Source organism: Massilia scottii (genome assembly GCF_030846495.1).
In the GTDB taxonomy this organism is placed as follows: Bacteria; Pseudomonadota; Gammaproteobacteria; order Burkholderiales; family Burkholderiaceae_D; genus Telluria_A; species Telluria_A violaceinigra.
The window spans coordinates 80,206-103,438 of the sequence record NZ_JAVCWM010000024.1 but is presented as its reverse complement, the minus strand read 5'-3'; the positions used below and the strand labels follow the sequence as shown (position 1 = coordinate 103,438).

At 61.4% G+C, this 23,233-nt stretch carries 20 protein-coding genes; 14 read left to right on the top strand and 6 right to left on the bottom strand.

Annotation, left to right across the window (positions count from 1 at the left end; all coding sequences use genetic code 11):
• Positions 1 to 57: 57 nt before the first annotated feature.
• The 4 genes from RBA41_RS26080 to RBA41_RS26065 all read left to right on the top strand — a co-directional run bounded on the left by RBA41_RS26080 (position 58) and on the right by RBA41_RS26065 (position 7,228).
• Positions 58 to 6,027 (top strand): hemagglutinin repeat-containing protein, encoded by a 5,970-nt coding sequence (locus RBA41_RS26080; protein ID WP_306627181.1) that lies wholly within the window; start codon positions 58 to 60, stop codon positions 6,025 to 6,027.
• A gap of 1 nt (position 6,028) precedes the next feature.
• On the top strand, positions 6,029 to 6,334 hold the full coding sequence (locus RBA41_RS26075) for a CDI system immunity component (RefSeq protein WP_306627179.1): 306 nt from the start codon (positions 6,029 to 6,031) through the stop codon (positions 6,332 to 6,334).
• 179 nt (positions 6,335 to 6,513) lie between these two features.
• Positions 6,514 to 6,900 (top strand): hypothetical protein, encoded by a 387-nt coding sequence (locus RBA41_RS26070; RefSeq protein ID WP_306627177.1) that lies wholly within the window; start codon positions 6,514 to 6,516, stop codon positions 6,898 to 6,900.
• Positions 6,901 to 7,003: 103 nt separating this feature from the next.
• Positions 7,004 to 7,228 (top strand): hypothetical protein, encoded by a 225-nt coding sequence (locus RBA41_RS26065; protein ID WP_306627175.1) that lies wholly within the window; start codon positions 7,004 to 7,006, stop codon positions 7,226 to 7,228.
• 199 nt (positions 7,229 to 7,427) lie between these two features.
• Here the strand turns inward: RBA41_RS26065 and RBA41_RS26060 are convergent, their stop codons facing one another.
• Positions 7,428 to 7,727 (bottom strand): antibiotic biosynthesis monooxygenase family protein, encoded by a 300-nt coding sequence (locus RBA41_RS26060; RefSeq protein ID WP_306627174.1) that lies wholly within the window; start codon positions 7,725 to 7,727, stop codon positions 7,428 to 7,430.
• A gap of 98 nt (positions 7,728 to 7,825) precedes the next feature.
• Here RBA41_RS26060 and RBA41_RS26055 point away from each other — a divergent pair, with 98 nt between their 5' ends.
• On the top strand, positions 7,826 to 8,371 hold the full coding sequence (locus RBA41_RS26055) for an HD domain-containing protein (RefSeq protein WP_306627173.1): 546 nt from the start codon (positions 7,826 to 7,828) through the stop codon (positions 8,369 to 8,371).
• Here RBA41_RS26055 and RBA41_RS26050 read toward each other — a convergent pair.
• The 3 genes from RBA41_RS26050 to tssK form a co-directional block, all read right to left on the bottom strand.
• Positions 8,359 to 8,931, bottom strand: coding sequence for a 3'-5' exonuclease family protein (locus RBA41_RS26050; RefSeq protein ID WP_306627172.1), 573 nt, complete (start codon positions 8,929 to 8,931; stop codon positions 8,359 to 8,361). The two genes, RBA41_RS26055 and RBA41_RS26050, sit on opposite strands and share 13 nt — an antisense overlap.
• A 140-nt stretch (positions 8,932 to 9,071) precedes the next feature.
• On the bottom strand, positions 9,072 to 9,836 hold the full coding sequence (icmH, locus tag RBA41_RS26045; RefSeq protein ID WP_306627171.1) for a type IVB secretion system protein IcmH/DotU: 765 nt from the start codon (positions 9,834 to 9,836) through the stop codon (positions 9,072 to 9,074).
• Positions 9,837 to 9,853: 17 nt separating this feature from the next.
• On the bottom strand, positions 9,854 to 11,194 hold the full coding sequence (tssK, locus tag RBA41_RS26040; protein WP_306627170.1) for a type VI secretion system baseplate subunit TssK: 1,341 nt from the start codon (positions 11,192 to 11,194) through the stop codon (positions 9,854 to 9,856).
• Positions 11,195 to 11,425: 231 nt separating this feature from the next.
• On the opposite strand from tssK, the gene RBA41_RS26035 reads away from it, so the two are divergent.
• The 9 genes from RBA41_RS26035 to RBA41_RS25995 all read left to right on the top strand — a co-directional run bounded on the left by RBA41_RS26035 (position 11,426) and on the right by RBA41_RS25995 (position 21,337).
• On the top strand, positions 11,426 to 12,001 hold the full coding sequence (locus tag RBA41_RS26035) for a tetratricopeptide repeat protein (RefSeq protein ID WP_306627168.1): 576 nt from the start codon (positions 11,426 to 11,428) through the stop codon (positions 11,999 to 12,001).
• A 39-nt stretch (positions 12,002 to 12,040) separates the two neighbouring features.
• Positions 12,041 to 12,550, top strand: a complete 510-nt coding sequence (tssB, locus tag RBA41_RS26030; protein WP_306627167.1) for a type VI secretion system contractile sheath small subunit — start codon at positions 12,041 to 12,043, stop codon at positions 12,548 to 12,550.
• A gap of 2 nt (positions 12,551 to 12,552) precedes the next feature.
• The gene (gene tssC, locus RBA41_RS26025; protein ID WP_099877646.1) at positions 12,553 to 14,040 is read left to right on the top strand and encodes a type VI secretion system contractile sheath large subunit; all 1,488 of its coding nucleotides are present in this window, start codon (positions 12,553 to 12,555) and stop codon (positions 14,038 to 14,040) included.
• Between the two features lie 37 nt (positions 14,041 to 14,077).
• Positions 14,078 to 14,569, top strand: a complete 492-nt coding sequence (locus RBA41_RS26020; RefSeq protein ID WP_306627164.1) for an Hcp family type VI secretion system effector — start codon at positions 14,078 to 14,080, stop codon at positions 14,567 to 14,569.
• A gap of 24 nt (positions 14,570 to 14,593) precedes the next feature.
• Positions 14,594 to 15,085 (top strand): type VI secretion system baseplate subunit TssE, encoded by a 492-nt coding sequence (gene tssE / locus RBA41_RS26015; protein ID WP_289310127.1) that lies wholly within the window; start codon positions 14,594 to 14,596, stop codon positions 15,083 to 15,085.
• Between the two features lie 2 nt (positions 15,086 to 15,087).
• Positions 15,088 to 16,932 carry a type VI secretion system baseplate subunit TssF gene (gene tssF / locus RBA41_RS26010; RefSeq protein ID WP_306627163.1) on the top strand — a complete coding sequence of 615 codons (1,845 nt, stop codon included), beginning with the start codon at positions 15,088 to 15,090 and terminating at the stop codon, positions 16,930 to 16,932.
• Positions 16,896 to 17,981, top strand: coding sequence for a type VI secretion system baseplate subunit TssG (gene tssG, locus RBA41_RS26005; RefSeq protein ID WP_306627162.1), 1,086 nt, complete (start codon positions 16,896 to 16,898; stop codon positions 17,979 to 17,981). Before tssF ends, tssG begins: the two co-directional genes overlap by 37 nt.
• A gap of 34 nt (positions 17,982 to 18,015) precedes the next feature.
• A complete protein-coding gene (gene tssH, locus RBA41_RS26000) occupies positions 18,016 to 20,673 on the top strand; it encodes a type VI secretion system ATPase TssH (RefSeq protein WP_306627161.1) in 2,658 nt (885 codons plus the stop codon).
• 142 nt (positions 20,674 to 20,815) lie between these two features.
• The gene (locus tag RBA41_RS25995; RefSeq protein ID WP_306627160.1) at positions 20,816 to 21,337 is read left to right on the top strand and encodes a hypothetical protein; all 522 of its coding nucleotides are present in this window, start codon (positions 20,816 to 20,818) and stop codon (positions 21,335 to 21,337) included.
• 39 nt (positions 21,338 to 21,376) lie between these two features.
• Here the strand turns inward: RBA41_RS25995 and tssA are convergent, their stop codons facing one another.
• Entirely contained in the window at positions 21,377 to 22,441 is a 1,065-nt protein-coding gene (tssA, locus tag RBA41_RS25990; protein ID WP_306627159.1) for a type VI secretion system protein TssA, read from the bottom strand.
• Positions 22,442 to 22,465: 24 nt separating this feature from the next.
• Complete coding sequence (locus RBA41_RS25985; RefSeq protein ID WP_306627158.1) at positions 22,466 to 23,233, bottom strand: OmpA family protein; 768 nt, start codon at positions 23,231 to 23,233, stop codon at positions 22,466 to 22,468.

Sequence of the window (23,233 nt, the reverse complement as noted above, 5' to 3'; positions counted from 1 at the left end):
AGCATCAGCAACAGCGGCACCATCCTGGCCGGCTACGCCAATGCGAAGCCGACCGACATGCAGGGCGCGGTCACGCTCGACGCCCAGAATGTCACCAATCGCGGCACCGTCGCCGGCAATGCGATCGACATCAAGGCGGCGAACGATATCGCCAACGTCGGCGGGCGCATTGCGGGCCTGTCCAACAAAGGCGTCGATGGCAGCGCCACCGACGACAGCCGCGTCACGCTCAATGCCGGGGGCGATATTCTCGTCGCCAGCACGACGCAGATGCGCAGCGTTGACACTGTTGGCAACAACGGCACCAGCACGTCGAGCCGCACCAACATCGACCGCGTCGCCACCATTGCCGGCGGCAACGTGTTCATCAGTGCCAAAGGCAATTTCACGGCGCGCGCGGCCCAGGTCGACGCGGCCGCGAACTTGACTGTGTTGGCGGGCAAGACCATCGACATCGCCGGCGTGGAAGAAAAGCACGCGCTGTTCGTGCCGCTCGGCGGCAACACGATGGGCCGCACCGGCTACACCAACGAGGCGAGCATATCGAACGTCGGCAGCAATCTGACTGCCGGCAATGACGTCACCATCAGGGCAGTCGGCAACGCCACGTTGAGCGGCAGCCAGGTTGCCGCGGCCAACGACGTGAGCATTACTGGTGCCAACGTCACCATCTCGGCGGTCAAGGACCGCAGCCTCGTCGACGTGCAAACGGCTGGCCGCAAGCAGTACGACCGTGCCATGAACGATGACGAAAGCCTCAGTGGCGGCGTGGTCAGCGCCGGCAACAACGTCACCATCAGCGCGACGGGTGTCGCCACGGGCCAGAAAGACAAGGACGGCAAGGCGATTGCCCAGGTGGGTACGGGCAACCTCGTCCTCAACGCGGCGAACGTGACCGCCCTGAAAGGGACGGCCGGGCTGCTGGCCAACAACGATGTGTCGATCCAGACCGTCGCCACCCGGCACGACAGCCTGAACGACAGCTACAGCAGGAGCGGCAACCTGCTCAAGAGCACGACCACGACGGCGTCCAGTGCATCGAGCACCAAGCAGGCCGAGGGCAGCAGCATCGCGGGCAACAGCGTTGTCATTTCCGCCGGCAACGGCAAGGACCTGGTCGGCAACGTCAATGTGATCGGCTCGTCGGTGCTTGCCGATACCAACCTGACTGTGACGGCGGGCGCGGACATCAATGTCCTGGCCGCAACCAGTAACGGCACCTACAGCCAGGCGACATCGGTCAGGCAGTCGGGCCTGTCGGGCGCAAAGAACGGCATTGGCTTGAGCGCCGGGTCGTCGACAGTGAAAACCCGCGACGACGGCAGCTTTGCCACCCAGAGCGAGACGGGCAGCGTGCTTGGCAGCACTGGCGGCAACGTGACCCTGAACGCAGGCAAGAATGCAACCATTGCCGGCAGCGACCTGATCGCGGGACGTCTTGAGACCGATACCACCGTGCTGAACGGGAACATCGCTATCTCGGCGCAGAACATTGACATCCTTCCCGGCCAGGACAAGCGGCACGAAACGAGTTCGGTCGACACGGCATCGAAGAGCCTCACCGTGGCCGTGGTCGGCACGCCGGTCGATACGCTGCGCAACCTGAAGGACATTAAAAAGGACAAGAGCAAGTTCGGCCGCGTCAACGGCGCGCTCTCTGAATTGGCCGACAGCAGCCTGACCGCGCCGCAAGTGGCGGTAACGTTCGGCAAGAGCCAGACCAGCAGCAGCTCGGTGCACGATGGTCAGACGCAGTCCGGCAGCGGCATCACCGCAGCCGGCGACATTCGCCTGACGGCGCGCGGCAACGGCGTGTTGGGCGCGGACGGCAAGCCGGTCGATGGCGACATCACCGTGCGCGGTTCGAAAATCGACGGCGGCGGCGCGGTGAAACTGAGCGCCGAACGCAACATCACGGTAGAAGCCTCCACCGACCGCAGTAGCAACAGCAGCGCGGCGACAGCCAGTGGGTCGACCTTCAGCACGGCAGGCACGAGCCTGGGCGACATCACGCGCTCGATCAACGGCGGGCCGAACAATGGCGGCGTGACCCTGTCGCCATACAACCAGAAGCGCGGCAGTGACAGCGGCAACGAAACGAGCACTAGGCAGACGGCCAGCCTGATCAACGGCAATACGGTCGAACTGGTCAGCAACAAGGGCGACATCCTGGTGCAGGGCAGCGGCATCAAGGCCAAGGGCGATATTGCGCTGACCGCAAAGGATGGCAGGATCGACATCGTCAGCGGCCAGGACGGTACGGTGCTCAAGGAAACCCACAACATCATGCAGTTGGGCGACCTGGGCGGCAACGGGACTGCCAACACGGTGGGCATCAAGCGCGGCAGCGACACGCTCGATACGCGCAAGGATCAGCAGAACACGATCCGCAGCGGCCTGTCCGCCGGCGGCAACCTGGCCATTACCGCGAAAGACAACGTCGCCGTGCGCGGCAGCGACTTGCGCGCCGACGGCGATATCGACATCAAGGGCAAGAGTGTCCTGCTCGACCCGGGCGTGGATGAGGTCAGCACGAAAGCGACCAGCCAGAGCAGCCAGTTTGGCGTGACGGTGGCGCTGTCCGGCTACGCGGTGGACGCGGCGAATGCGGTCAAGCAGGCAGCCGTGGCGCACGAGCAGAAGGACGACGACAAGCTGGCCGGTATTTATGCGGTCAAGGCGGCGATCACGGTGGCCAACGGCACCGGCGTGGGCGGCGGAACGCCTGCGGCCAACAACACGCAGGCGCCGGCATCGAGCCAGGCGTCCATCAAGGCGACGGTCAGCATCGGCGGCAACAGCAGCGACAGCACCACCGACAACAGCGCCTTGCAGAACCAGGGCAGCACCGTCAACGCCGGCCAGAGCCTGACCATCGTGGCCACTGGCGACGGCGGCAAGGATGCGGACGGCAAGGCGCTGAATGGTGACATCACGGCGCGTGGCGCGGTACTGAGCGGCAAGGATGTGACGCTGGATGCCGCGCGCGATATCACGCTGGGCAGCGCGCGGGACACCAGTGCCAACGACAGCAGGAACAGCAGTCAGAACGCGTCGGTGGGTGTCGGTTTCGGCCTGGGCGGCACGCAGAACGGCTTTACCTTGGAACTGGCTGCCGGGCAGTCGCGCGGCAACGCCAATGGCGACGCCACCACCAACCAGAACACCAGTGTGACGGCCAGCAATGTCCTGACCATCAAGAGTGGCAAGGACACCACCTTGGCCGGGGCGCAAGTCAGGGGCGACAAGGTGGTGGCCAATATTGGCGGCGACCTGAATATTGTGAGTCTGCAGGACACCGACAACTACACGAGCCGGGAAAAGAGCAGCGGGGGGAGCGTGAGCATTTGCGTGCCGCCGTTCTGCTATGGCGCCAGCTCGGGCAGCGTGAACGCGGCCAAGGCGAATACCGACAGCGTGTTTGCGGGCGTGAACCAGCAGTCCGGCATCTATGCGGGGGCGCAGGGCTTCGATGTCACCGTCAAGAACAACACCGATCTGATCGGTGGCGTGATTGCCAGTGCCGCCGGTGCCGACAGGAACAGGCTGACGACGGGAACGCTGACGCACATCGACGTGAAAAATGCTGCCAGCTACGACAGCGACAGCAGCAGCGTGAATCTGTCGTACAGCAGCGGTGCCAGTGCGATCCAGACCCTCGGCAGCAATGCGGCCGGGAACATGGCCGGCAATGTCACGCCAACGCAAAACGGCAATGCGGCCAGTACGACAAAGAGCGCGATCGGCGCCGGCACGCTCGTCATCACCGACGCCGCGGGACAGATCGCGGCAACGGGGAAAACAGCGGAGGAGACCGTTGCTGCGACCAACCGCGATACGGCCAACAGCGCCGGGGCCATTGCCAAGATTTTTGATCAGAAGAAACTGCTGGAAGACCAGGAGTATGCGAAGGCGCTGTCCGGCGTAGTGCAGCAATCAACAGCGTTTATTGAAACAAAGCTTGGCGATGTCCTGGTTGGGACCGACACGGCAACCAAGGTTGCGGTTCATGCGGTGATCGATGGCGTCCTGACGAAGCTGGTTGGTGGCGATTTCAGTTCGGGTGCTGCGGCATCTGCCGCGACGACCGCTTTGCTCGAAACTTTCGGCAAAGATATCGAGAGCATTCCAGGACTAAACAAAGAAGATGTCAAAGCGGTGACAACCTTGTTGGCCTCCGTTGTCGGGACAGCGGTTGCGGTAGCCGGCGGCGCCGATTCCGCCGCAGGTAACGCTGCCGGACTCGTTACCGGTGACGCAGCGCAATACAACTATCTTACACATAGACAGACTGCCGAGCGAGATCAGGAGTTCGGGTTATGTAATGCCAAGCGGGGTGGTTGTACAGCCGAGGAAAAGAAGCGTATCGAGGACAAGTACGAGAAGATTTCAGAGAGCCAAACTTACTTCGGCGACTTTGTAAATTTCATGAGCGTAAAAGACTTCTCTAAGGAAACAGACCAAGCGTTGTTATTACGTTGCCAAAACGCCTCTCTCGGAGCATGTGCCGAACTTGCCCACCGTCGTGAAGATCGCGGGGATGTTACCCTCAGTCTGCGTGGTTCTCTGGGAGATCTTACCAAAATTTCGGCACTGGGCGCTGGTGTGATTGCTGTAGGGGTAGCCGGGGCTGGAGCGGTGACGGCAGAGGCTGGAATCACTTATTTGGGAGCGACCGGCAGGCTCGCTGCCGCGGAGATGAGGGAACTGACGACTTTGGGAGCGATCTCCTATTGCAGGTATAAGCCACAGTTGTGTCTGCAGGGGGCTGAAATGATGGCTGGCCTCGTTAGTGGTGCGCCGGCCTTGGGCATGTTGCTGCCGAATCCGTCAGCTATGGGTGGTGCAGGGCTGAAGGCGGCTGTGCCTGAATTTGCTCCAGGCGTAAAAACCATTGGGGGCGGTGTTCCGGGAATCGCGACCCATGCTGTCGACGACCTGCTGCCGGGTGTGACGTTGGGGCCTAAGAACGCGGGCATTGCGCCAATCATCGGAACAGAAGTCAATGCCGTTCGCATGACTGAGTTAGAGGTGATCAAGCAAAAAATCGCACCCTGCTGTTTTGCTCCGGGTACCTTGGTCGCAACGCCAACGGGTTACATCGCCATCGAGGCGCTGAAGCAGGGTGACCAGGTATGGACTCGGCTTGACGACAATACCGGCGAGGTGTTTGCCTCGACGGTGACCGCAACACACATCCGCGACGATCAGCCGATCTATCGGCTCACATTGAAGCAGGATGATGCTGGCGGCCAAACCCGGCAGGAAGCACTCTTGGTCACGCCCGGACATCCGTTCTACATTGCAGGGAGAGGATTTGTCTCTGCGATTGATCTGAAAGCGGGCGATCGGCTGACTGCGCGGGACGAGTCGAAAAATGGCGCGACGGTAACAACACTCGAACTTGTTCAGCAACAGGGGCGTACCCACAACCTTACGGTAGATCTGGGTCATACCTTTTTTGTCGGAGCGTTCGAGACTTGGGTGCACAATGTGGGGCCCTGTGCCAAGTGCATTAATGGGATGTGTTCGATCCATACGGCGGGAGAGACGAAGGTCGGGCAAATTAATGTAAACGAACCGAACTTGTTGGTTGGGAAAAATGCAGTTTCAGGTCTAGGTACCGGATCGCTTTCTGGACCTCCGACGAAAATTCCACCACTTTCAAACGCCGAAACAACACGTTCATTGATTCGAGAGAATGAGAGTGCTGTCACTTTGTCTGGCAAGGGATATCATGTCGAGCAAAATCCTGTCGTTGAGGGAATAAAAAATCCGGACTATCGTATAAATGGTGTAATTTATGATAATTATGCCCCTGCAACAAGTAACACTCGGAGTATTTGGACGACCGTGGATGGCAAGGTGCAATCCGGTCAAGCGAATAATATTGTGGTGAATTTGGCTGATAGTAAAGTGAATATGAAAGCATTGGAAGAGCAATTTGCCACCTACCCAATTCAAGGGCTGCAGGAAGTAATAGTGATAGATGCAGCCGGCCACATTACAATTATTAAAGGGAGATAATATGGCTATTGATTTGTTTTGTTATTCGTCTAATTCAAAGGAAGAGTTGGGGCTAGTCATTAAAGGTCTTTCAGCTCAAGTCGAAGAGTTTTATTCCAATAAATTTATTGTGTCACTGGCAAGAGAAGCAAGCCAAATTCATCATGAAATTGCAATGGAGCATGGGTTGAATGCACGCTCTCTTTTCTTGATACGGGTTAATGAAAAAAATGCCGTCGAAGAGCTGCCGGAATTGGTGTCGATGGTTAAAAATATTGTCGGAGGAAATAAAGTTATCGTTCTGTTGGAAAATGAAAAATTATTGTAAGGTGAACTACACCAAACAATTCTAGCTCACGCGTGGCGTGGCGCTGTCCGAGCAGTGGATGGCCCAGCTGACCACCGACATCGACTGGAAATTATAAGGGAATTTATGTTATAAAAAGATTCGGCAACTGGGAAGGTTAGTAATGCATTTATTGCCCTTCCTCCTAACGGGAAACAAAAATGACAAATGATGAGCGGTGGCTTTTTTTTGTTAAAGATGAGTTTGATGCAAGAGGCGCTGGTGGAGGCGATTTCTATTATTTGCTTCAAACAATGCTAAAGGAAGAAGAACAGACATTTCCTCAACTTGTTTTTGATGCGTCTAGTGGTTGTGGCTGCACTGTTCATGAAGGGTTGAGTTATTCATTAGATCAAGACTGGGATTGTCCTGATCTTTTTGATGAGGTTGTTTTTTTCATCGGTGATATTGAAAGCTCAAAATTAAGCATCGGTGAATATGTTGATCTGATAAAGGCTTCATCGGATGCGTATTGCTTTTATTTTCAGAGTGATTTGGGAGCGGTAATGAAAAACGTAGAGCGTTTAATTTGTAGATATAAAAAGTAGCCGTTTTGAAAATTTATGTAGCAATAAAGCAGCCCGATGTCTTCTATTTCGCCTTGGCTATACGTACGGCGGGTTCAGCGACATTATTGGTGAACGGCATGGCGTGATCGCGAATGAGCGGGCGTCACGCGCCAATGTACCGTCGGAAGTAAAAGGCAGTGCCACGGCGGAGGATGTGCGCAAGGTCGTTCCATCCTATCCCGACGCAAAAGTGAAAAATTTGGTCGAACTGATGAAAGGCTCCGCGTCGAGCGTGGAGGTAGGCCGCTTTTGCACCGTCAGCGTCGACAAAGCCGGTGTATTAAACGCCCAGGTGTTTTTTGACTGACAAACCGGCTGAAAAAACACGTCGATCACCGCGTGTTTCGACGAACTCATCCGTCTTTATCCAGCCGCCGTCGATTGGCTCGCTGCCAGTCATCCAATATTCGCTCGATGCCGCCGGCGATTCGACTCGCCCGGCGGTATTAAAATCATCCGCACCGGTGGCCCCGGAATGCTGCCTCAAACGATGCCGGTGCGTGGGGTCAGAAGCCCTCGACCGCGCTGGTGGTATGAAACACGCGCGGCGGCGCGCTGTAATAGCCGCCTACCAGACGTCGCCATTCCTGAAAATCCTCGCTCTCGCGAAAATGCACCATGTGGTCCTCGATGGTTTCCCACTCGACGAACAGCATGTAGCTGCCCGGTTCTTCGACCGACCGCTCCATGCGCATGCCATGACATCCTTTGGCGCGCTTGAACAGCGGTATGGCTTGCTGCACGCCTGCTTCAAACAGCTGCTCCGTTCCCGCAGCGACCTTCAGTTCCGCGACTTCCCTGAACATGTTTTCTCCTGTTGATACCGACCTTGTCGGCGTGCCGATATTGTAGCCAGTCGCACGCATTTCTGCCGGCTGCGCTAAGATCGATCATCGGAGGAATAATGACACAGCAGATCGATTACGCAGATCAGGAAGCATGGCTCAAGGCCTGGCGTTACGCCGCCCAGGTGCACGCCGAACAAAAATTCCCGGGGACCGACATGCCCTATCTGGTCCATCTGGGGATGGTGAGCATGGAGCTTCTCGGCGCCCATGCACAGGAACCGATCGACGGCATCGGCACGGCCATGCAATGCGCCATCCTGCACGATGCGATGGAAGATCAGGGCGTCTCGCACGACACGCTTGTCGCCGAATTCGGACTGGCCGTGGCCGACGGCGTGGCTGCGTTATCGAAGTCGCCCGGCCTCCCCAAGGCGGACGCGATGGCTGACAGCTTGGCAAGAATCCGGCTCCAGCCAAAGTCGATATGGTGCGTCAAGCTGGCCGACCGTATCAGCAACCTGCAAGCGCCTCCGTCGTACTGGTCGCAGGAAAAAATCAGCGCCTACGGCCAGGAGGCCAATGTCATCCTCGCCGCGCTTGGTGCGGCTAACGGCTACCTTGCGCAGCGGCTCGCCGCCAAGATCGCCGCTTATCCGTCCTGACGTTCCCGCCCCAGGTTGTCGGCCAGCATATTGCAGAACAGCGCACCCTGTTCGATGGCGTCGTCGAGCGCCACATGCGTATGGGGCAGGGGATCGAACCAGTGCTTGGGCATATTGCGCTTGGTGCTGTCGCGGTAATCGCGCTGCATGACGGCCATCGCGTACGATTTGATATCGAGCGCGGAATGGCTGAACGGGCTTTCGCCGGTAAAGCGGATCAGGTACCAGTACACGAACAGAAAATCGAAGCCGGCAGGGTAAGCCACGAACACCGGCTTGCCCGGCAGCGACTTGACCCATGCCAGATAGCGCTGCATGGCCGCCAGTGGCGTCTCCAGGTCCGCGCGGCAGGCTGCCCACGCCTCGGGCTGGGTCAGCCACCACGCGGCGGTGGCGGGATGCGCCGCCGCGTCGGGCAGGCATTCCAGGTTCGCGCTGAAGGTCGCGATGCACGTCTTGTCGGCCAGGTAGGCTGCCGATCCGATGCTGAGCATCGAATGCGGTCCGGGAATCGGACCATCGGTTTCGACGTCGGTGCTGATGTAGATTTCCTGTTTCATGATTCCTCAAACCGGCTTCGCTGGCTGCTGCCTGCGCTGCAAACAACGGTCATCGCCACCACGGTCGGTCCGGCGATGCGTGATGATCGCCCAGGCCGGCGCCGGACACGCTCAGGGAGCGATCCGGCCGGCGCCTGCCGTCAGGGCAGCGTGATGGTCAGGTTGGCGGCGCGCGGCGCCAGCTTGACCACATCGTTATAGCCCGCCATGCGTTCCTCGGTGGTCTTGCCGAGGGACGCGCGCAGGCCGATGTAGCCGAGGATGCAGATCAAGCCGAACACCGAGCACAGGACCCACAGCGGCAAATCGCTGCGCAGCTTGTGCACGATCTGGTCGGGGCGGTCGGCGTGCGGCGCAAAACCCCCGCGCTTGCCCTTCATGTTGGCGATTTCGTCGCCCAGGCGCGCCGTCAGGTAGTTGAGCTTTTCCGAGCCTTCCAGGATGTAGCGGCCCTGGAAGCCCAGCAGCAGGCACATATGGAACACTTCCAGCGCCTGAAGATGCGTACTGCCGCGCGTGCGCAGCGATTCGAGGCGGTGATAGAAATTCTCGCCGGCCAGCTGGTCGCCGAACAGCACCAGTTGCAGCGGGCGCCGTTCCCATTCGTCGCGGATCGAAAACGTCGAGCGCAGGATGATTTCGTCGACCGCCGCGCAGAAGGCATACTTGGCGGCGTCGATGTCGTCGGCCGAGGCGCCCTGTTTCTTGGCGCCGCGCGTGAATTCTTCGAGAAACTGCGTGGTCTTGTGCTGGAACTCGGCATTGTTCTGCGGGCCGTTGCCGTTCTTGAGCATGAACAGCGCGTAAAAGCCGTCGTACATCAGGTCCAGCAGCGTTTGCGGGGTGGCTCCCGCGGCGGCGGCAACCGGGCCGCCGGCCATCAGGGAGGGTGCGGTGGTAGTCATCTGGGCAAATCCTTGGGTCAGGAGGTTACGGCGATCAGTTCCAGGGTCAGCTCGCGCAAGCCTTCAGGAACATAAATGGAAATCGATTGCGCCTGCATCATGCGTTCGTACATCTGGCCCTTGGCCTCGATCGTGAAGTAGACGGTGTCGGGGCGCACCGGCACGGCCGGCGGCACCTGCGGCGCATGCTGCAGGCGCACCCCCGGCATGGCCGAGAGCACGAATTTTTCGACGTCGTCCGGCGCGCCGATCTTGAAGCGCAGCGGCACCACGTCCACCAGTTCGATGGCCGGCAAATTGGCCGACACCGCCAGGTAAAACGCGGTCTTGTCGTCGATCTTGCCCGACTCCAGCGAGCCAAGATAGTAGGACGGCTTGATTAGATCGAGCGCAATGGCGAAGTACTTTGACGAGATTACAGTGTCCAGCAGGTCGCGGATGATCGTGTTCAGTTTCGCGAACGCGGGCCCCGGATCGGCGTGCTGGTAGGGCGGCAGGTCGGCCAGGGTCCAGCTCTTGGAAAACGTCATCAGCGCGCCCGCCACGCCCAGCAGCGCTTCGTACAGGCGTTCCGGATGCAGGCCCGGGTGGTGAAAGTAGTGCGTCAGCGAGGCATACGCGGTGCTGGCCGTGTGCAGCAGCCAGAACGAGGACATGTCGCCGGAACGAAATTCGATCACATTCTTGCTCGGCTCGCGGTGGTGGCCGTACAGCGCGCTCACCTTCGCTTGCAGCGCGTCGATCAGGCGGCGCAGCTGCAGGAACAGGATCGGGGCGCTGCGCACCGACATGCTCGGCGGCACGAAAGCCGGGTCCATCTCGAAGCCGCCGGTGGCCACGCGGCGCAGGCGCAGCAGCGGGAAGTGGGTGTAGGAATCGCGCGGCTCGAATTCGGAAATGAGGCGCACGCTCTTTTTCAGGTACGTCAGCTGGGCTTGCGCAGCCTGGGTGTACAGGTCGGGCGTGTCGGCATTGGCCTGCACGAAGCGGGCCGCGTTGGCGGTCTGGCCGAGCGGCGCGAAGTTGCCGCCGAACGGCTTGAAGGCGGGCAGGGCGGCGTAAAAGGTGACGCTCTGCTGCGACTGCAGCAGCTGGCTCAGATCCACCGTCTCGGGCAGCGCGTCGGCGCCCGGTGCGTCGACCAGTTCGCCGTCCTGGAAGCGCAGCGACAGTTCCAGCACGCGCAGCGCATTGTTGGCCAGCGCGTCGCGGTCCACCTGTAACTGGTTCACTCCCCATGCATAGGGATGGACCGCCTTCACGCTCTCGTGCAGGCGGTGCTCGTGGTACTGATCCTGCTGCTGGAAGTGCTGGGGCCGGAGGAACAATCCTTCGCCCCAGAGGACTTTACTAGACATGCTGTAGGCACCTTTGGCAATTTTTACATCAATTTGAAAAACTAATTAGCGGAACAATAACATTTATGAGAAGATTTGTCTTCGTGCTGATGTAACGTACGCTTACTACAAAGTGAAAATGTGTGATTTTCAATTGCGCGATGTAAAATTGCAATCTCTGCTAACGTTGCTTGTGTAATAAGTGTTACAATATACACATTACTTTCCCGTCAATGCTTTCGAGGATACCGCATGACCACTTTTTCCGATCTGAAGCACGTGTTCGGCGTCATGGCTTGCGCCGCGGCTCTCTCCGCCTGTGACTCGGTGCCGAAGGCCCCGGCCCGGGCCCCGCTGGCCGATATGCTGAACCAGGCGACCCAGGCCGCAGGTTCCGGGCAGAAGGAGCAGGCCGTCACCGTGTGGAAACAAGCCGCTGCCGCCTATCCGGCCGACAAGGCGCCGTGGGCCAGCATCGCCCAGACCCGCTACGACGCCGGCCAGTACGGCGAAGCGATCGTCAGCGCCCAGGAAGTGTTGTTGCGTGATCCCAACGACAAAGCGGCCAACAGCATCATCGCCATCGCCGGCCTGCGCCTGTCGACCCGCGCCCTGGGCGACCTGAACCGCCAGAACGGCATGACCCCGGCGCTGCGCACCGAGTCCCAGGACCTGGCCAAGCTGCTGCGCGAAAACCTTGGCGATAACATCGTCGCCACCCCGGCGCGCCGCACCGAACCGGCCAAGCGCCGCGACAAGGCCGAGAAGACGTCCAGGACCGACAAGGATGAAGGCAACAAATCCGACCCATTCGACTTGCTCAAGTAAGCCGGCGATTCACGCTCCAACCATGTAGAAGGAACCACCATGTCCAAGAAAGAAAGTGTCCAAAAGCGTCTGCAAAAAGTGCGTCCACCGCGCGTGCAGATGACCTATGACGTCGAAATCGGCGATGCGATCGAAAGCAAGGAGCTGCCGTTCGTGATGGGCGTCGTCGGCGATTTCGGCGGCAGTTCCGAAGTCGAGAAGAAACGCCTGAAAGACCGCAATTTCGTCGGCATCGACCGCGACAATTTCGATGAAGTCATGAAGGGCGTCGAGCCGCGCGCCGCTTACCGCGTGAACAACACCCTGACCGGCGAAGGCGGCAAGTTCGCCGTCGACCTCAAGTTCAAGTCGATGGAAGATTTCCGTCCCGAGGCGGTGGTCCAGCAGGTCGAGCCGCTGCGCAAGCTGCTCGAAGCGCGCACCAAGCTGGCCGACTTGCGCAACAAGCTGGCCGGTAACGACAAACTCGAAGACATCCTCAACGATGTGCTCAGCAACACCGAGAAATTGGCCGAACTCGGCCAGCACGCCAACGCCAAGAAAGACTGATCATGTCCGCTCAACTGACCCCTGCCTCCGGCGCCGCCGCGACGACCCATGAAACGGCCTTGCTCGACCAGATCGTCGAACAGAGCAAGGTGGCCAAATCGAGCGTCGAGCACGCCCGCGCCAAGGACCTGATTTCGGAACTGGTGCACCAGGTGATGGACGGCACGGTGATCGTGTCGGACAACCTGTCGGCCACCATCGACGCCCGCGTCGCCGAACTGGACCGCATGATTTCGGACCAGCTCTCGGCCGTGATGCACGCGCCGGAATTCCAGAAGCTCGAAAGCAGCTGGACCGGCCTGAACTACCTGGTGAAGAACACCTCGACCGGCACCAACCTCAAGATCAAGATGCTCAACGCGACCAAGCGCGAGCTGGTCAAGGACTTCCAGAGCGCGCTCGAGTTCGACCAGAGCACGATGTTCAAGAAGGTCTACGAGGAAGAATTCGGTACCTTCGGTGGCGCGCCGTTCGGTTCGCTCCTGGGCGACTTCGAAATCACCCGCCAGCCGGAAGACATGTATTTCGTCGAGCAGATGTCGCACATCGCCGCCGCCGCCCACGCGCCGTTCATCACCTCGGCCTCGCCCGAGCTGTTCGGCCTGGAAAGCTACAGCGAACTGGGCAAACCGCGCGACCTGGCCAAGATTTTCGACACGGTCGAATACGCCAAATGGAAGTCGTTCCGCGAATCCGAAGATTCGCGCTACGTCGGCATCACCCTGCCGCGCTTCCTCGGCCGCCTGCCGTTCCATCCGGCCGATGGCGCCACCACCGAAGGCTTCAATTTCGTGGAAGACGTGGACGGCACCGACCACCACAAATACCTGTGGTGCAACGCGGCCTACGCCTTTGCGACCAAATTGACCGGTGCGTTCGACGACTTCGGCTGGTGCGCGGCGATCCGCGGCGTCGAAGGCGGCGGCCTGGTCGAAGACTTGCCGACCCACACCTTCAAGACCGATGAAGGCGAAGTCGCGCTCAAGTGCCCGGCCGAAATCGCGATCACCGACCGCCGTGAAAAAGAGTTGTCGGACCTCGGTTTCATCTCCCTGGTGCACTGCAAGAACACCGACTACGCGGCCTTCTTCGGCGCCCAATCGGCCCAGAAAGCCAAGAAATACAATACCGACTCGGCCAACGCCAACGCGGTGCTGTCGGCCCAGCTGCAGTATATCTTCGCCGTTTCACGCATTGCCCACTACATGAAGGCAATGATGCGCGACAAGATCGGCAGCTTCGCCGCCGCCTCGAACGTCGAAGACCATCTGAACCGCTGGCTGACCCAGTACGTGCTGCTCGACGATAACGCAAGCCAGGAACAGAAAGCCCAGTTCCCGCTGCGCGAAGCGTCGGTGCAAGTGTCGGAAGTGCCGGGCCGTCCGGGCGTGTACCGCGCCGTGTCGTTCCTGCGTCCGCACTTCCAGCTCGATGAGCTTTCCGTTTCACTCCGTCTGGTCGCGGAGCTACCACCATCGACCAAATCGTAGCACCCCGTAGTACCTATAAACCACTGAAAGGAACACAATGGCAATCGACGTCTACCTCCAAATCGACGGCATCAAAGGCGAGTCGACCGACTCCGCCCACAAAGACTGGATCGAATGCCAGTCCGTCAGCTGGGAAGTGCTGCAGCCTAAGTCGGCTACCGCATCGACCGGCGGCGGCCATACCGCCGAGCGTACCGAGCACCGCGATATCGTTATCGCCAAACTGGCCGACCTGGCCACCCCTCTGCTGCTGCAGAACTGCTCGTCGGGCAAAACCCTGGCCAAGGCAAAGCTGGAATTCCTGCGCGCCGACGGTCAGGGCGAGCGTATCAAGTACTTCGAAATCGAACTGGAAAACGTGCTGATCTCCAGCGTCGCTCCAGCCGTTTCGGCCGGCGACATCCTGACGGAAAACCTGTCGCTCAAGTACTCGAAAGTCAAATGGAAATACACGCAGCAGAAAGTCGGCGGCGGTTCGGGCGGTAACACCTCCGGCGGCTGGGATCTGTCGACCAACAAAACCGCGTAACAGCAGTAACGCAATGGGGTGCCAATGAAGGGTTTTACGCCAGGTTTGTTTGACCGGTTGATGGATGTGCCGGTCAATGGTTCCTCCAGCGGCACAGTCACCCGGATGTCGATCGAGGACTTGAAAGACTCGGTCGCACGCGATCTCGAGGCGCTGCTCAACACGCGCACCGTGATTCCGGAAGACTTGCTGAAACGGTACCCCGAATGCGGTCGCTCGATCGTGACCTTCGGCCTGAATGATTTTGCGGGCCGGTCGCTGTCGAGCACCGATGACCGGGCCTTTATCTGCCTGTGTCTCGAAAAAGCCATCGCACGCCATGAGCCGCGCCTGCGCAACGTCAAGGCGTCGCTGGAAATCCGCGAAGATTCGGTCAACCGTCTCAATTTCGCCATCACGGCCCTGCTGGTCGTGAGCAGTTCCCAGGAGCCCGTCAATTTCGACGCCGTCTTGCAGCCATCGAGCCTGCACTACACCATCAGCAAAGCGCGCCGCCTTGCGTCCGGGGGAGCCTGAGTTTGGAAGATCTTTTACCGTATTACGAACGCGAACTGGGATTTTTGCGCCGCTATTCGCGCGAATTTTCAGAGCGCTATCCCAAGATCGCCGGGCGTCTCCTGATCGCCGGCGAGGTGTGCGAAGACCCGCACATCGAACGCATGATCGAATCGTTCGCGCTGCTTAATTCGCGCATCGCCAAGCGGCTCGACGACGACTATCCCGAATTTACCGAAGCACTGTTCGAAGTGCTGTACCCGCACTATCTGCGCCCGTTCCCTTCGTGCTCGATCGCGCACATGGATTTTTCGGGCGCGGCCGCGCAGCTGACCAGCGCCACCGCGATCCCGCGCGGCACCCAGCTGACCACGCGCCCGGTGCGCGGCGCTTCCTGCACCTTCCGCACCGCCTATCCGGTGACGGTGGCGCCGCTGGCGCTGACCGGCGCCTCGTTCGCGCCGATCATCGACACCCCCGAAGCGATCCGGCCCCCGGTCGGCGCCACCTCGAGCGTGAGCCTGACCATCACCAGCACCTCGGACCAGGTGTCGCTGGCCCAGCTCGGCCTGGCAAAGCTGCGCGTGTTCATCGATGGCGAACCCTCGTTCTGCGCGGCGCTGCGCGATGCGCTGTTCATGCGCACCGTGGCCGCCTACGCCGAAGGCGACAGCAGCGGGCGCTGGATGGCCCTGCCGGCCATTCCGGTGCACGCGGCCGGCTTTGGCGAAGACGAATCGCTGATCGACTTCGCGGCGCGCTCGCACACGGCCTACCGCCTGCTGACCGAGTATTTCTGCTTCCCCGAAAAATTCAACTTCTTCGACATCGACCTGGCCGCGCTGACGGCGGTGCTGCCCATGGGCTGCCGCTCGATCACCTTGCATCTGGCGCTGTCGGGCATGCGCACCGACTCGAACGCGGCGCGCATGCTGGGTACCCTCTCCACCAACAACGTGCTGCTCGGCTGCACCCCGGTGGTGAACCTGTTCCGCCAGCGCGGCGAGCCGATTCGCCTGACCCACACCACCGCCAGCTACCCGGTGCTGGCCGATGCGCGCCGCGCGTTCGCCTACGAAGTGCAGTCGATCGATTCGGTCAAACTGGTGCGCCAGACCCCGCAGGGCGAATCGATCGTCGACTTCCGCCCGTTCTATTCGCTCAAGCACGGGCAGATGCCGGAAAAGAAGGGCCACTACTGGGTCATGCGGCGCGACGAAACCATCGCCGACAGGAGCCCCGGCTTCGAGACCGAGATTTCGATCGTCGACATCGATTTCGACCCGGCCGAAGTCGAAACCGATACCCTCAGCCTGGAACTGACCTGCACCAACCGCGACCTGCCGGCCTCGCTCACGTACGGCCTGCGCGGCGGCGACCTGTTCCTGGAGGGCGGCTCCACCGTGCGCCAGATCAGCTTCCTGCGCAAACCGACCACCTCGCACCGCTTCGAGCGCGGCCGCGGCGCCCACTGGCGCCTCATTTCGCACCTGTCGCTCAACCACCTGTCGCTGGCCGACGGCGGCCTCGATGCCTTCCGCGAGATGCTCACCCTGTACGACCTGCCGCGTTCACCGTCCTCGCAGCGCCAGATCGGCGGCATTGCCTCGGTGGCGTACAAGGCGGCCAACACCTGGCTGCCGGGGAACCCGTTCGCCTGCCTGGTGCGCGGCATGGAAGTGCGCCTGACGGTCGACGAGGAAGCCTTTGTCGGCAGCGGCATCCACGCCTTTGCCCACATCATCGACCGCTTCCTGGGCCTGTACGTGCACGCCAACAGCTTCACCCAACTGGTGATCGTATCGAATAAAAATGGAGAAGAGCTATTGAAATGCTTGCCACGAAGCGGCGATTTGAGCCTGCTGTAATCGAACGCCTGTTCGAGGAACCGTACCGCTTCCAGTTCTTCCAGGCGGTGCGGATGCTCGAGCTATGGCTCAAGCGCCACGGTTCGCCGCAGCAGGGCGCGATCGCCAACTTCCTGCGCTTCCAGAATTCGACCTCGCTCGCTTTTCCGCCCAGCCAGCTCGAAAACATCGAGACGGTGCCGCGCGACGTGCCGCGCCAGGCCGGGTCGCTGGGCGAGGCCCTGCAATCGAACACGCTCAAGTACATCCGCATCACGCCGGCCTTCATGGGCCTGCTGGGCGGGAACGGCGCGCTGCCGGCCCATTACACCGACCGCATCTCGGCCCACATCATCTACAACAAGGATGAGGGGCCGCGCGCGTTCCTCGACACCTTCTCGAACCGCTCGCTGGCGCTGTTCTTCGAGGCCTGGCGCAAGTACCGGCTCGAACTCAAATACGCGGTCGACGGCAAGGACAGCTTCCTGCCGCTGCTGCTGTCGCTGGCCGGCGTGGGCAACGAGTCGCTGCGCCACCGCCTCAAGGACGACATGGGCGGCGGCGTGCTCGATGAATCGATCGGCTACTTTGCGTCGGCCATGCGCCATCGCCCGCCGTCGGCGGTGCAGATGTCGCGCGTGCTGTCGGAGTATTTCAACCAGCGTATCCGCGCCGAGCAGTTCATCGGCTGCTGGTACGCGGTGCCGGCCAGCCAGCAGACCATGCTGGGCGCGGCCAATTCGATGCTGGGCGGCGGCGCCATGGCCGGCGAGCGCGTATGGCAGCGCGACCTGCGCCTGCGCCTCGTGATCGGCCCGCTCGACCATGCCGGCTTCGACTCGTTCCTGCCGGGCGGACTGGCGGCGCGCGCGCTCAAGAGCATGATCACCATGTTTACCGGCGTGACGCTCGAATACGAAGTGCAGCTGGTGCTGCGCGGCTCCGACGTGCATGGCGTGTGCATGGACGAACCGCGCACCGGCGGACGCCTGGGCTGGGACAGTTTTCTGGTGACCGGCTCGCGTCAGGAAGACCGAAGCGATGTCCGGTACGATATTCACGCGCTGTGATTGACAACACGACACAACAAAAAAAGGAACCTGCATGAGCATCAACCTGAAAACGCTGATCGGCAAACTCAATGAGACCAGCCGCACCGCCGCCACCCGCGCGGCCGGCATTTGCGTGTCCCTGGGCCAGTACGAAGTCGACATCGAACACCTGTTCCTGGCCCTGCTGGAGCAGCCCAAGAGCGACTTTGCGCTGATCGCGCGCCAGTGCGGCATCAGCGCCGGCATGCTCGAAGCGGACCTGCAGGCCGAAGTCGCGCGCCTCAAGGCCGGCAACTCGCGCACCCCGGTGTTTTCGGTACGCCTGCCCAAATTGTTCGAGAATGCCTGGCTGATCGCCTCGCTCGATATCCAGGCCGGCCGCACGGCGGAAATTCGCAGCGGCCATTTGCTGCAAGCCTTGCTGACCGATCCGGAACTGGCGCAGCTGGCCTTCCGCGGCTCCAAATTGTTCGGCAAGTTCGACGTCGAGCAGATCAAGCATAACCTCGACAAGCTGGCCGCCGGCTCGCAGGAAGCCGTGGCCGCGCAGGCCGCCGGCGACGCCGACGATGGCGAAGGCAACGATCCGGTCGGCGACATGGCCGCCAAGGCCGCCTCCAGGACGCCGTCGCTCGACCAGTTCACCACCAACCTGACCGAGCGCGCGCGTGAGGGCAAGGTCGACCCGGTGATCGGGCGCGATACCGAAATCCGCCAGGCCATCGACATCCTGATGCGGCGCCGCCAGAACAACCCGATCCTGACCGGCGAAGCCGGCGTCGGCAAGACCGCCGTGGTCGAAGGCCTGGCGCTGCGCATCGCCAGCAACGATGTGCCCGACGTGCTCAAGGGCGTCGAGATCCACACGCTCGACATGGGCCTGCTGCAGGCCGGCGCCAGCGTCAAGGGCGAGTTCGAGAACCGCCTGAAAAACGTCATCGACGAAGTCAAAAAGAGCCCGCACGCGATCATCCTCTTCATCGATGAAGCGCACACCATGATCGGCGCGGGCGGCACCGCCGGCCAGAACGACGCGGCCAACCTGTTGAAACCCGCATTGGCGCGCGGCGAACTGCGCACCATCGCCGCCACCACCTGGGGCGAGTACAAAAAATACTTCGAGAAGGACGCCGCGCTGGCACGCCGCTTCCAGGTGATCAAGGTCGAAGAGCCGAGCGAGGAACTGGCCTGCGCCATGTTGCGCGGCATGGCGCCGCTGATGGAAAAACACTTCGGCGTGCGCGTCTACGACGAAGCGATCACCGAAGCGGTGCGCCTGTCGCACCGCTATATCATGGGCCGCCAGCTGCCGGACAAGGCCATCAGCGTGCTCGATACCGCCTGCGCCAAGGTCGCCCTGGGCCAGAATGCCACCCCGGCGCTGATCGAAAACCTGGCGCGCAAGCTCGAACGGATCGACATCGAAGCCGGCGCTTTGGCCCGCGAACAGAGCGCCGGCGGCTCGCACGCGGCGCGCCTGAAAGAGCTGGCCGCGCAGCGCAGCGCCGCCGCCGAACAGCACACCGCGCTGGCGGCGCGCTGGGAGCAGGAAAAGCAGCTGAGCGAAAAAATCATGGACGGGCGCCGCAGCCTGGAAGACGCCGAACAGAAGGACGCCAGCAAGGGCAAGGATATCCAGGCGATGATGGCCGAACTGCGCACCCTGCAGGGGGAAACGCCGATGGTGCCGGTGCAGGTCGACGGCCACGTGGTCGCCGAAATCGTGGCCGGCTGGACCGGCATCCCGCTCGGTAAAATGGTCAAGGATGAAATCAAGACGGTCTTGAAACTGAAGGACTTGCTGGAAGAGCGCGTGCTGGGCCAGTCGTACGCGATCGAAGCGGTGGCGCAGCGCGTGCGCACCTCGCGCGCCAACCTCGACGACCCGAACAAGCCGAAAGGCGTGTTCCTGTTCGTCGGCCCGTCCGGCATCGGCAAGACCGAAACCGCGCTGGCGCTGGCCGATGTGCTGTACGGCGGCGAGCGCAAGCTGATCACCATCAACATGAGCGAATACCAGGAAGCGCACAGCGTCTCCGGCCTGAAAGGCTCGCCGCCGGGCTATGTGGGTTACGGCGAAGGCGGCGTGCTGACCGAGGCCGTGCGCCGCAATCCGTACAGCGTGGTGCTGCTCGATGAAGTCGAGAAGGCGCACCCGGATGTGATGGAGCTGTTCTTCCAGGTGTTCGACAAGGGCGTGATGGACGACGCCGAAGGACGCGAGATCGACTTCAAGAACACCATCATCATCCTGACCTCGAACGTGGCGTCGAGCGCGATGATGCAGGCGTGCCTGAACAAGACGCCGGAAGAGATGCCGACCCCGGAAACGCTGGAAGAGATGATTCGTCCGCACCTGATGAAGCAGTTCAAGCCGGCTTTCCTCGGCCGCCTGAAGGTGATTCCCTACTACCCGCTGGGCGACGACGCGCTGGTCAAGATCATCGAACTGAAGATGCGCAAGATCGCCCAGCGCATCGCGACCAACCACAAGGCCGAATTTGCGTACGACGAGGCGCTGGTCGAAGCGGTGCTGGCGCGCTGCACCGAAGTCGATTCGGGCGCGCGCAATGTCGACAATATCCTCAACGGCACCTTGCTGCCCGAGATCGCCGAATCGGTGCTGGCCAAGATGGCCGAAGGCGCCGCGATCGCCAAGATCAAGGTCAGCGCCGACAAGAAGGGGCAGTTCAAGTACACCATCAAGTAAGCGCCGTGTGCGGCATGAAAACCTTTATTCTTTGATATTGCAATATAATTAAGTGCGACAGGCCCCGATGGGGTCTGCCGCGTCCCGTCACGCGGTGCTGCGAGCACCGCGTTCATCGAGAAAATCTGAGGAGGAAGTGGGAATGGCATCAAGAACATGGCCGTGCGGCGAGGACGGACCGAAGACAGTACCGGAATTGCGCAAGAAAATGATTGAGCTGGTAAAAAACAAGTCCAGTACGAAACTGATCGACGTTAAATTTACGCGCGATCACATCTTCGCCGGGCACAAGGGCGACGTCCTAAAGCTGGCGCAGATGCTGGCAAAGCAGCGCGAGCTGGCCAAGAGCACCTTGATGATCACTTCGATGCAAGCCACGGCCAAGGCTGAAATACTGAACTGGATCGCGCACATACCCGATGCGATGCTGACCTATCAACGCGGTGTGTGGACGGTCAATACCCAAGGCAGCACCGTTCCGGCGCTCTACAGCTACAAGTGGGTTACGGTTGATCTGCCAGAGTTGAAGAGGATGATGATCAAGCAGCCCGGCGACATCGTCAAGAAGTGCGACAATTGGATGACGGAGTCGCTGAAGTCGCCGGAGATCGCTTGCCAGTTCGACTACGATGGCACTCCGCTCATTTATCACCTCGATTATTAACAAACGGCGTGCGCGCCCCGGGCCGGGGCGGCGCGCGCATCAATCGTCCTGCGGCGGTTTCACGCCCAGCAGTTCTTCGATGTGGGCCATGGCGCCCGAATCCTTGACCACGGAACGCAGCCAGGCATGCAGGTCGGTGTTGGCCGCGTCGGCCGCCTTGTCGGCGAAGTACGAGGCCGGGCTGTGCGGCTCGGTGCGGCGGAAGAATTCAGCCACGTTGCGCAACTGCGTCACGGCTTGCTCGCGGGTGCGGATCACGCCCGGCGGGCCGGCCGGCTGGGGCGCGCCTGGCGGACCCTGCTCGTTTTCCGGTTCGGCGTAATAAAAGTCGCCCGGCGCGGCCGGCGCTTCGGCCGGCGCGGCGGCGGGCGCCGGCATCATGGTCACCATGTCCTGCACCGCTTCGCGCGCGTTGGAGAAGCCAGGGCTGTCGTGGCCCAGGCGCGCGTCGGCCGCTTGCTCGAACTGGCGCAGCGCGTCCAGGCAGTACTGGGCGTCGGCGGTGAAGGTCTCGCGGAATCTGGCCGAGTTGGCGCTGCGGGCTTTTTCCAGGTCGGCCAGTTTCAGGCCGGCCGGCGCGCCCGGATTGTTGTTGTAGCCGCCGCCGCCGCTGGCGTTGGCCAGCTTGCGCGCCACTTCAAAGTCGACCAGCGTGTAGCCGCGCGTGCCTTCGGTGATGCGCATCTCGCGCAGCAGGGCAGGGGTGCGGCCCAGGATCCAGGAGAGGTTGCCGATGCGCTGGTCGTGGTCGTCGTCTTCGGCTTCCGGATACAGGCCGCGGTCCCAGTACTGCTCGATCAGGCCGGCCAGCACCCGAAAGCTCTCGCCCAGGCCGCGCAGCTGGTGCTTCTTGGCGGCCGCCTCGGCCAGCCACACGCCCAGGCGCAGGTCCTTGCTCTTTTGTTCGAGCAGGGCGGCGCAGCGGGTCACCACGAAATCCCAGTCGGCTTCCTTGATGTCGGTGACCCACTCGCCCTGGTCGAGCGAGGGGTCGTCGAATTTGCGCGCCAGTGTGATGGCGTCGAGTTCAGGCGAAAAGGCCAGGTCCTCGCCGGCCGGCTGGTCGGCCCGGATCGGGTTTAAAAGCTGTTCTGCTGCAAACATGATGTCCTCGTGGTGGGGAGGCGCTTATTGCGCCATCCTAAATTCGATGCGGCGGTTGCGCGCGCGCCCGTCGGCGCTGTCGTTGCTGGCGACCGGGCGGTCGGCGCCCTGGCCGGAAGCGCTGAGCAGTTCGGCATTGATGCCGGAACTGGTCAGGTAAGCCTTGACCGCCTCGGCGCGCGCCTGGCTCAGGTTCTGGTTGGTGGCCTTGTTGCCCTGGCTATCGGTGTGGCCGATGATGTCGACCTTGCGGTCCTTGAGCTTGATCATGGCGGCCGCCATCTCGTCGAGAATCGCGCGTCCGGCCGGGGTCAGGGCGGCTTTGCCGCTTTCAAATTCGACGATGCGGTTGGCCAGGGTGGTATCGAGCACGTTCTGGTCGGCGGCCGAGACGCGCAGGCTGTTGTTGACCGTGTAGGTCGGGTTCAGGCTGGCCGTGACGTTGCCGGCGATTTTCTGGCGTGTCGCTTCGCTGGCCACTTCGCCCTTGATGCTGACGGTGCTGCCATCGATTTTCAGCTGGCCGCGCGAGATCGACTTGAGGTCCGGCGTGATCAGTTTTTGCACGTAGCCGTTCCAGTTGGCCGGCGTGGCGACCTGGCCGACGGTGATCTGGTCGACCACCATGTCGGCGCCGTACACTTCGCGCAGGCGGGCCAGCACGGCCGCCTTGCTCGCTTCATCGGGCACGGTGCCGGATACCAGCACCTGGCCCGGCTGGGGGGCGGCGGTTTGGGCGCCGGCATTGACTGCGCCGGCAAGCAGGATTAACAGGGCGACGAGGTGGCGCAT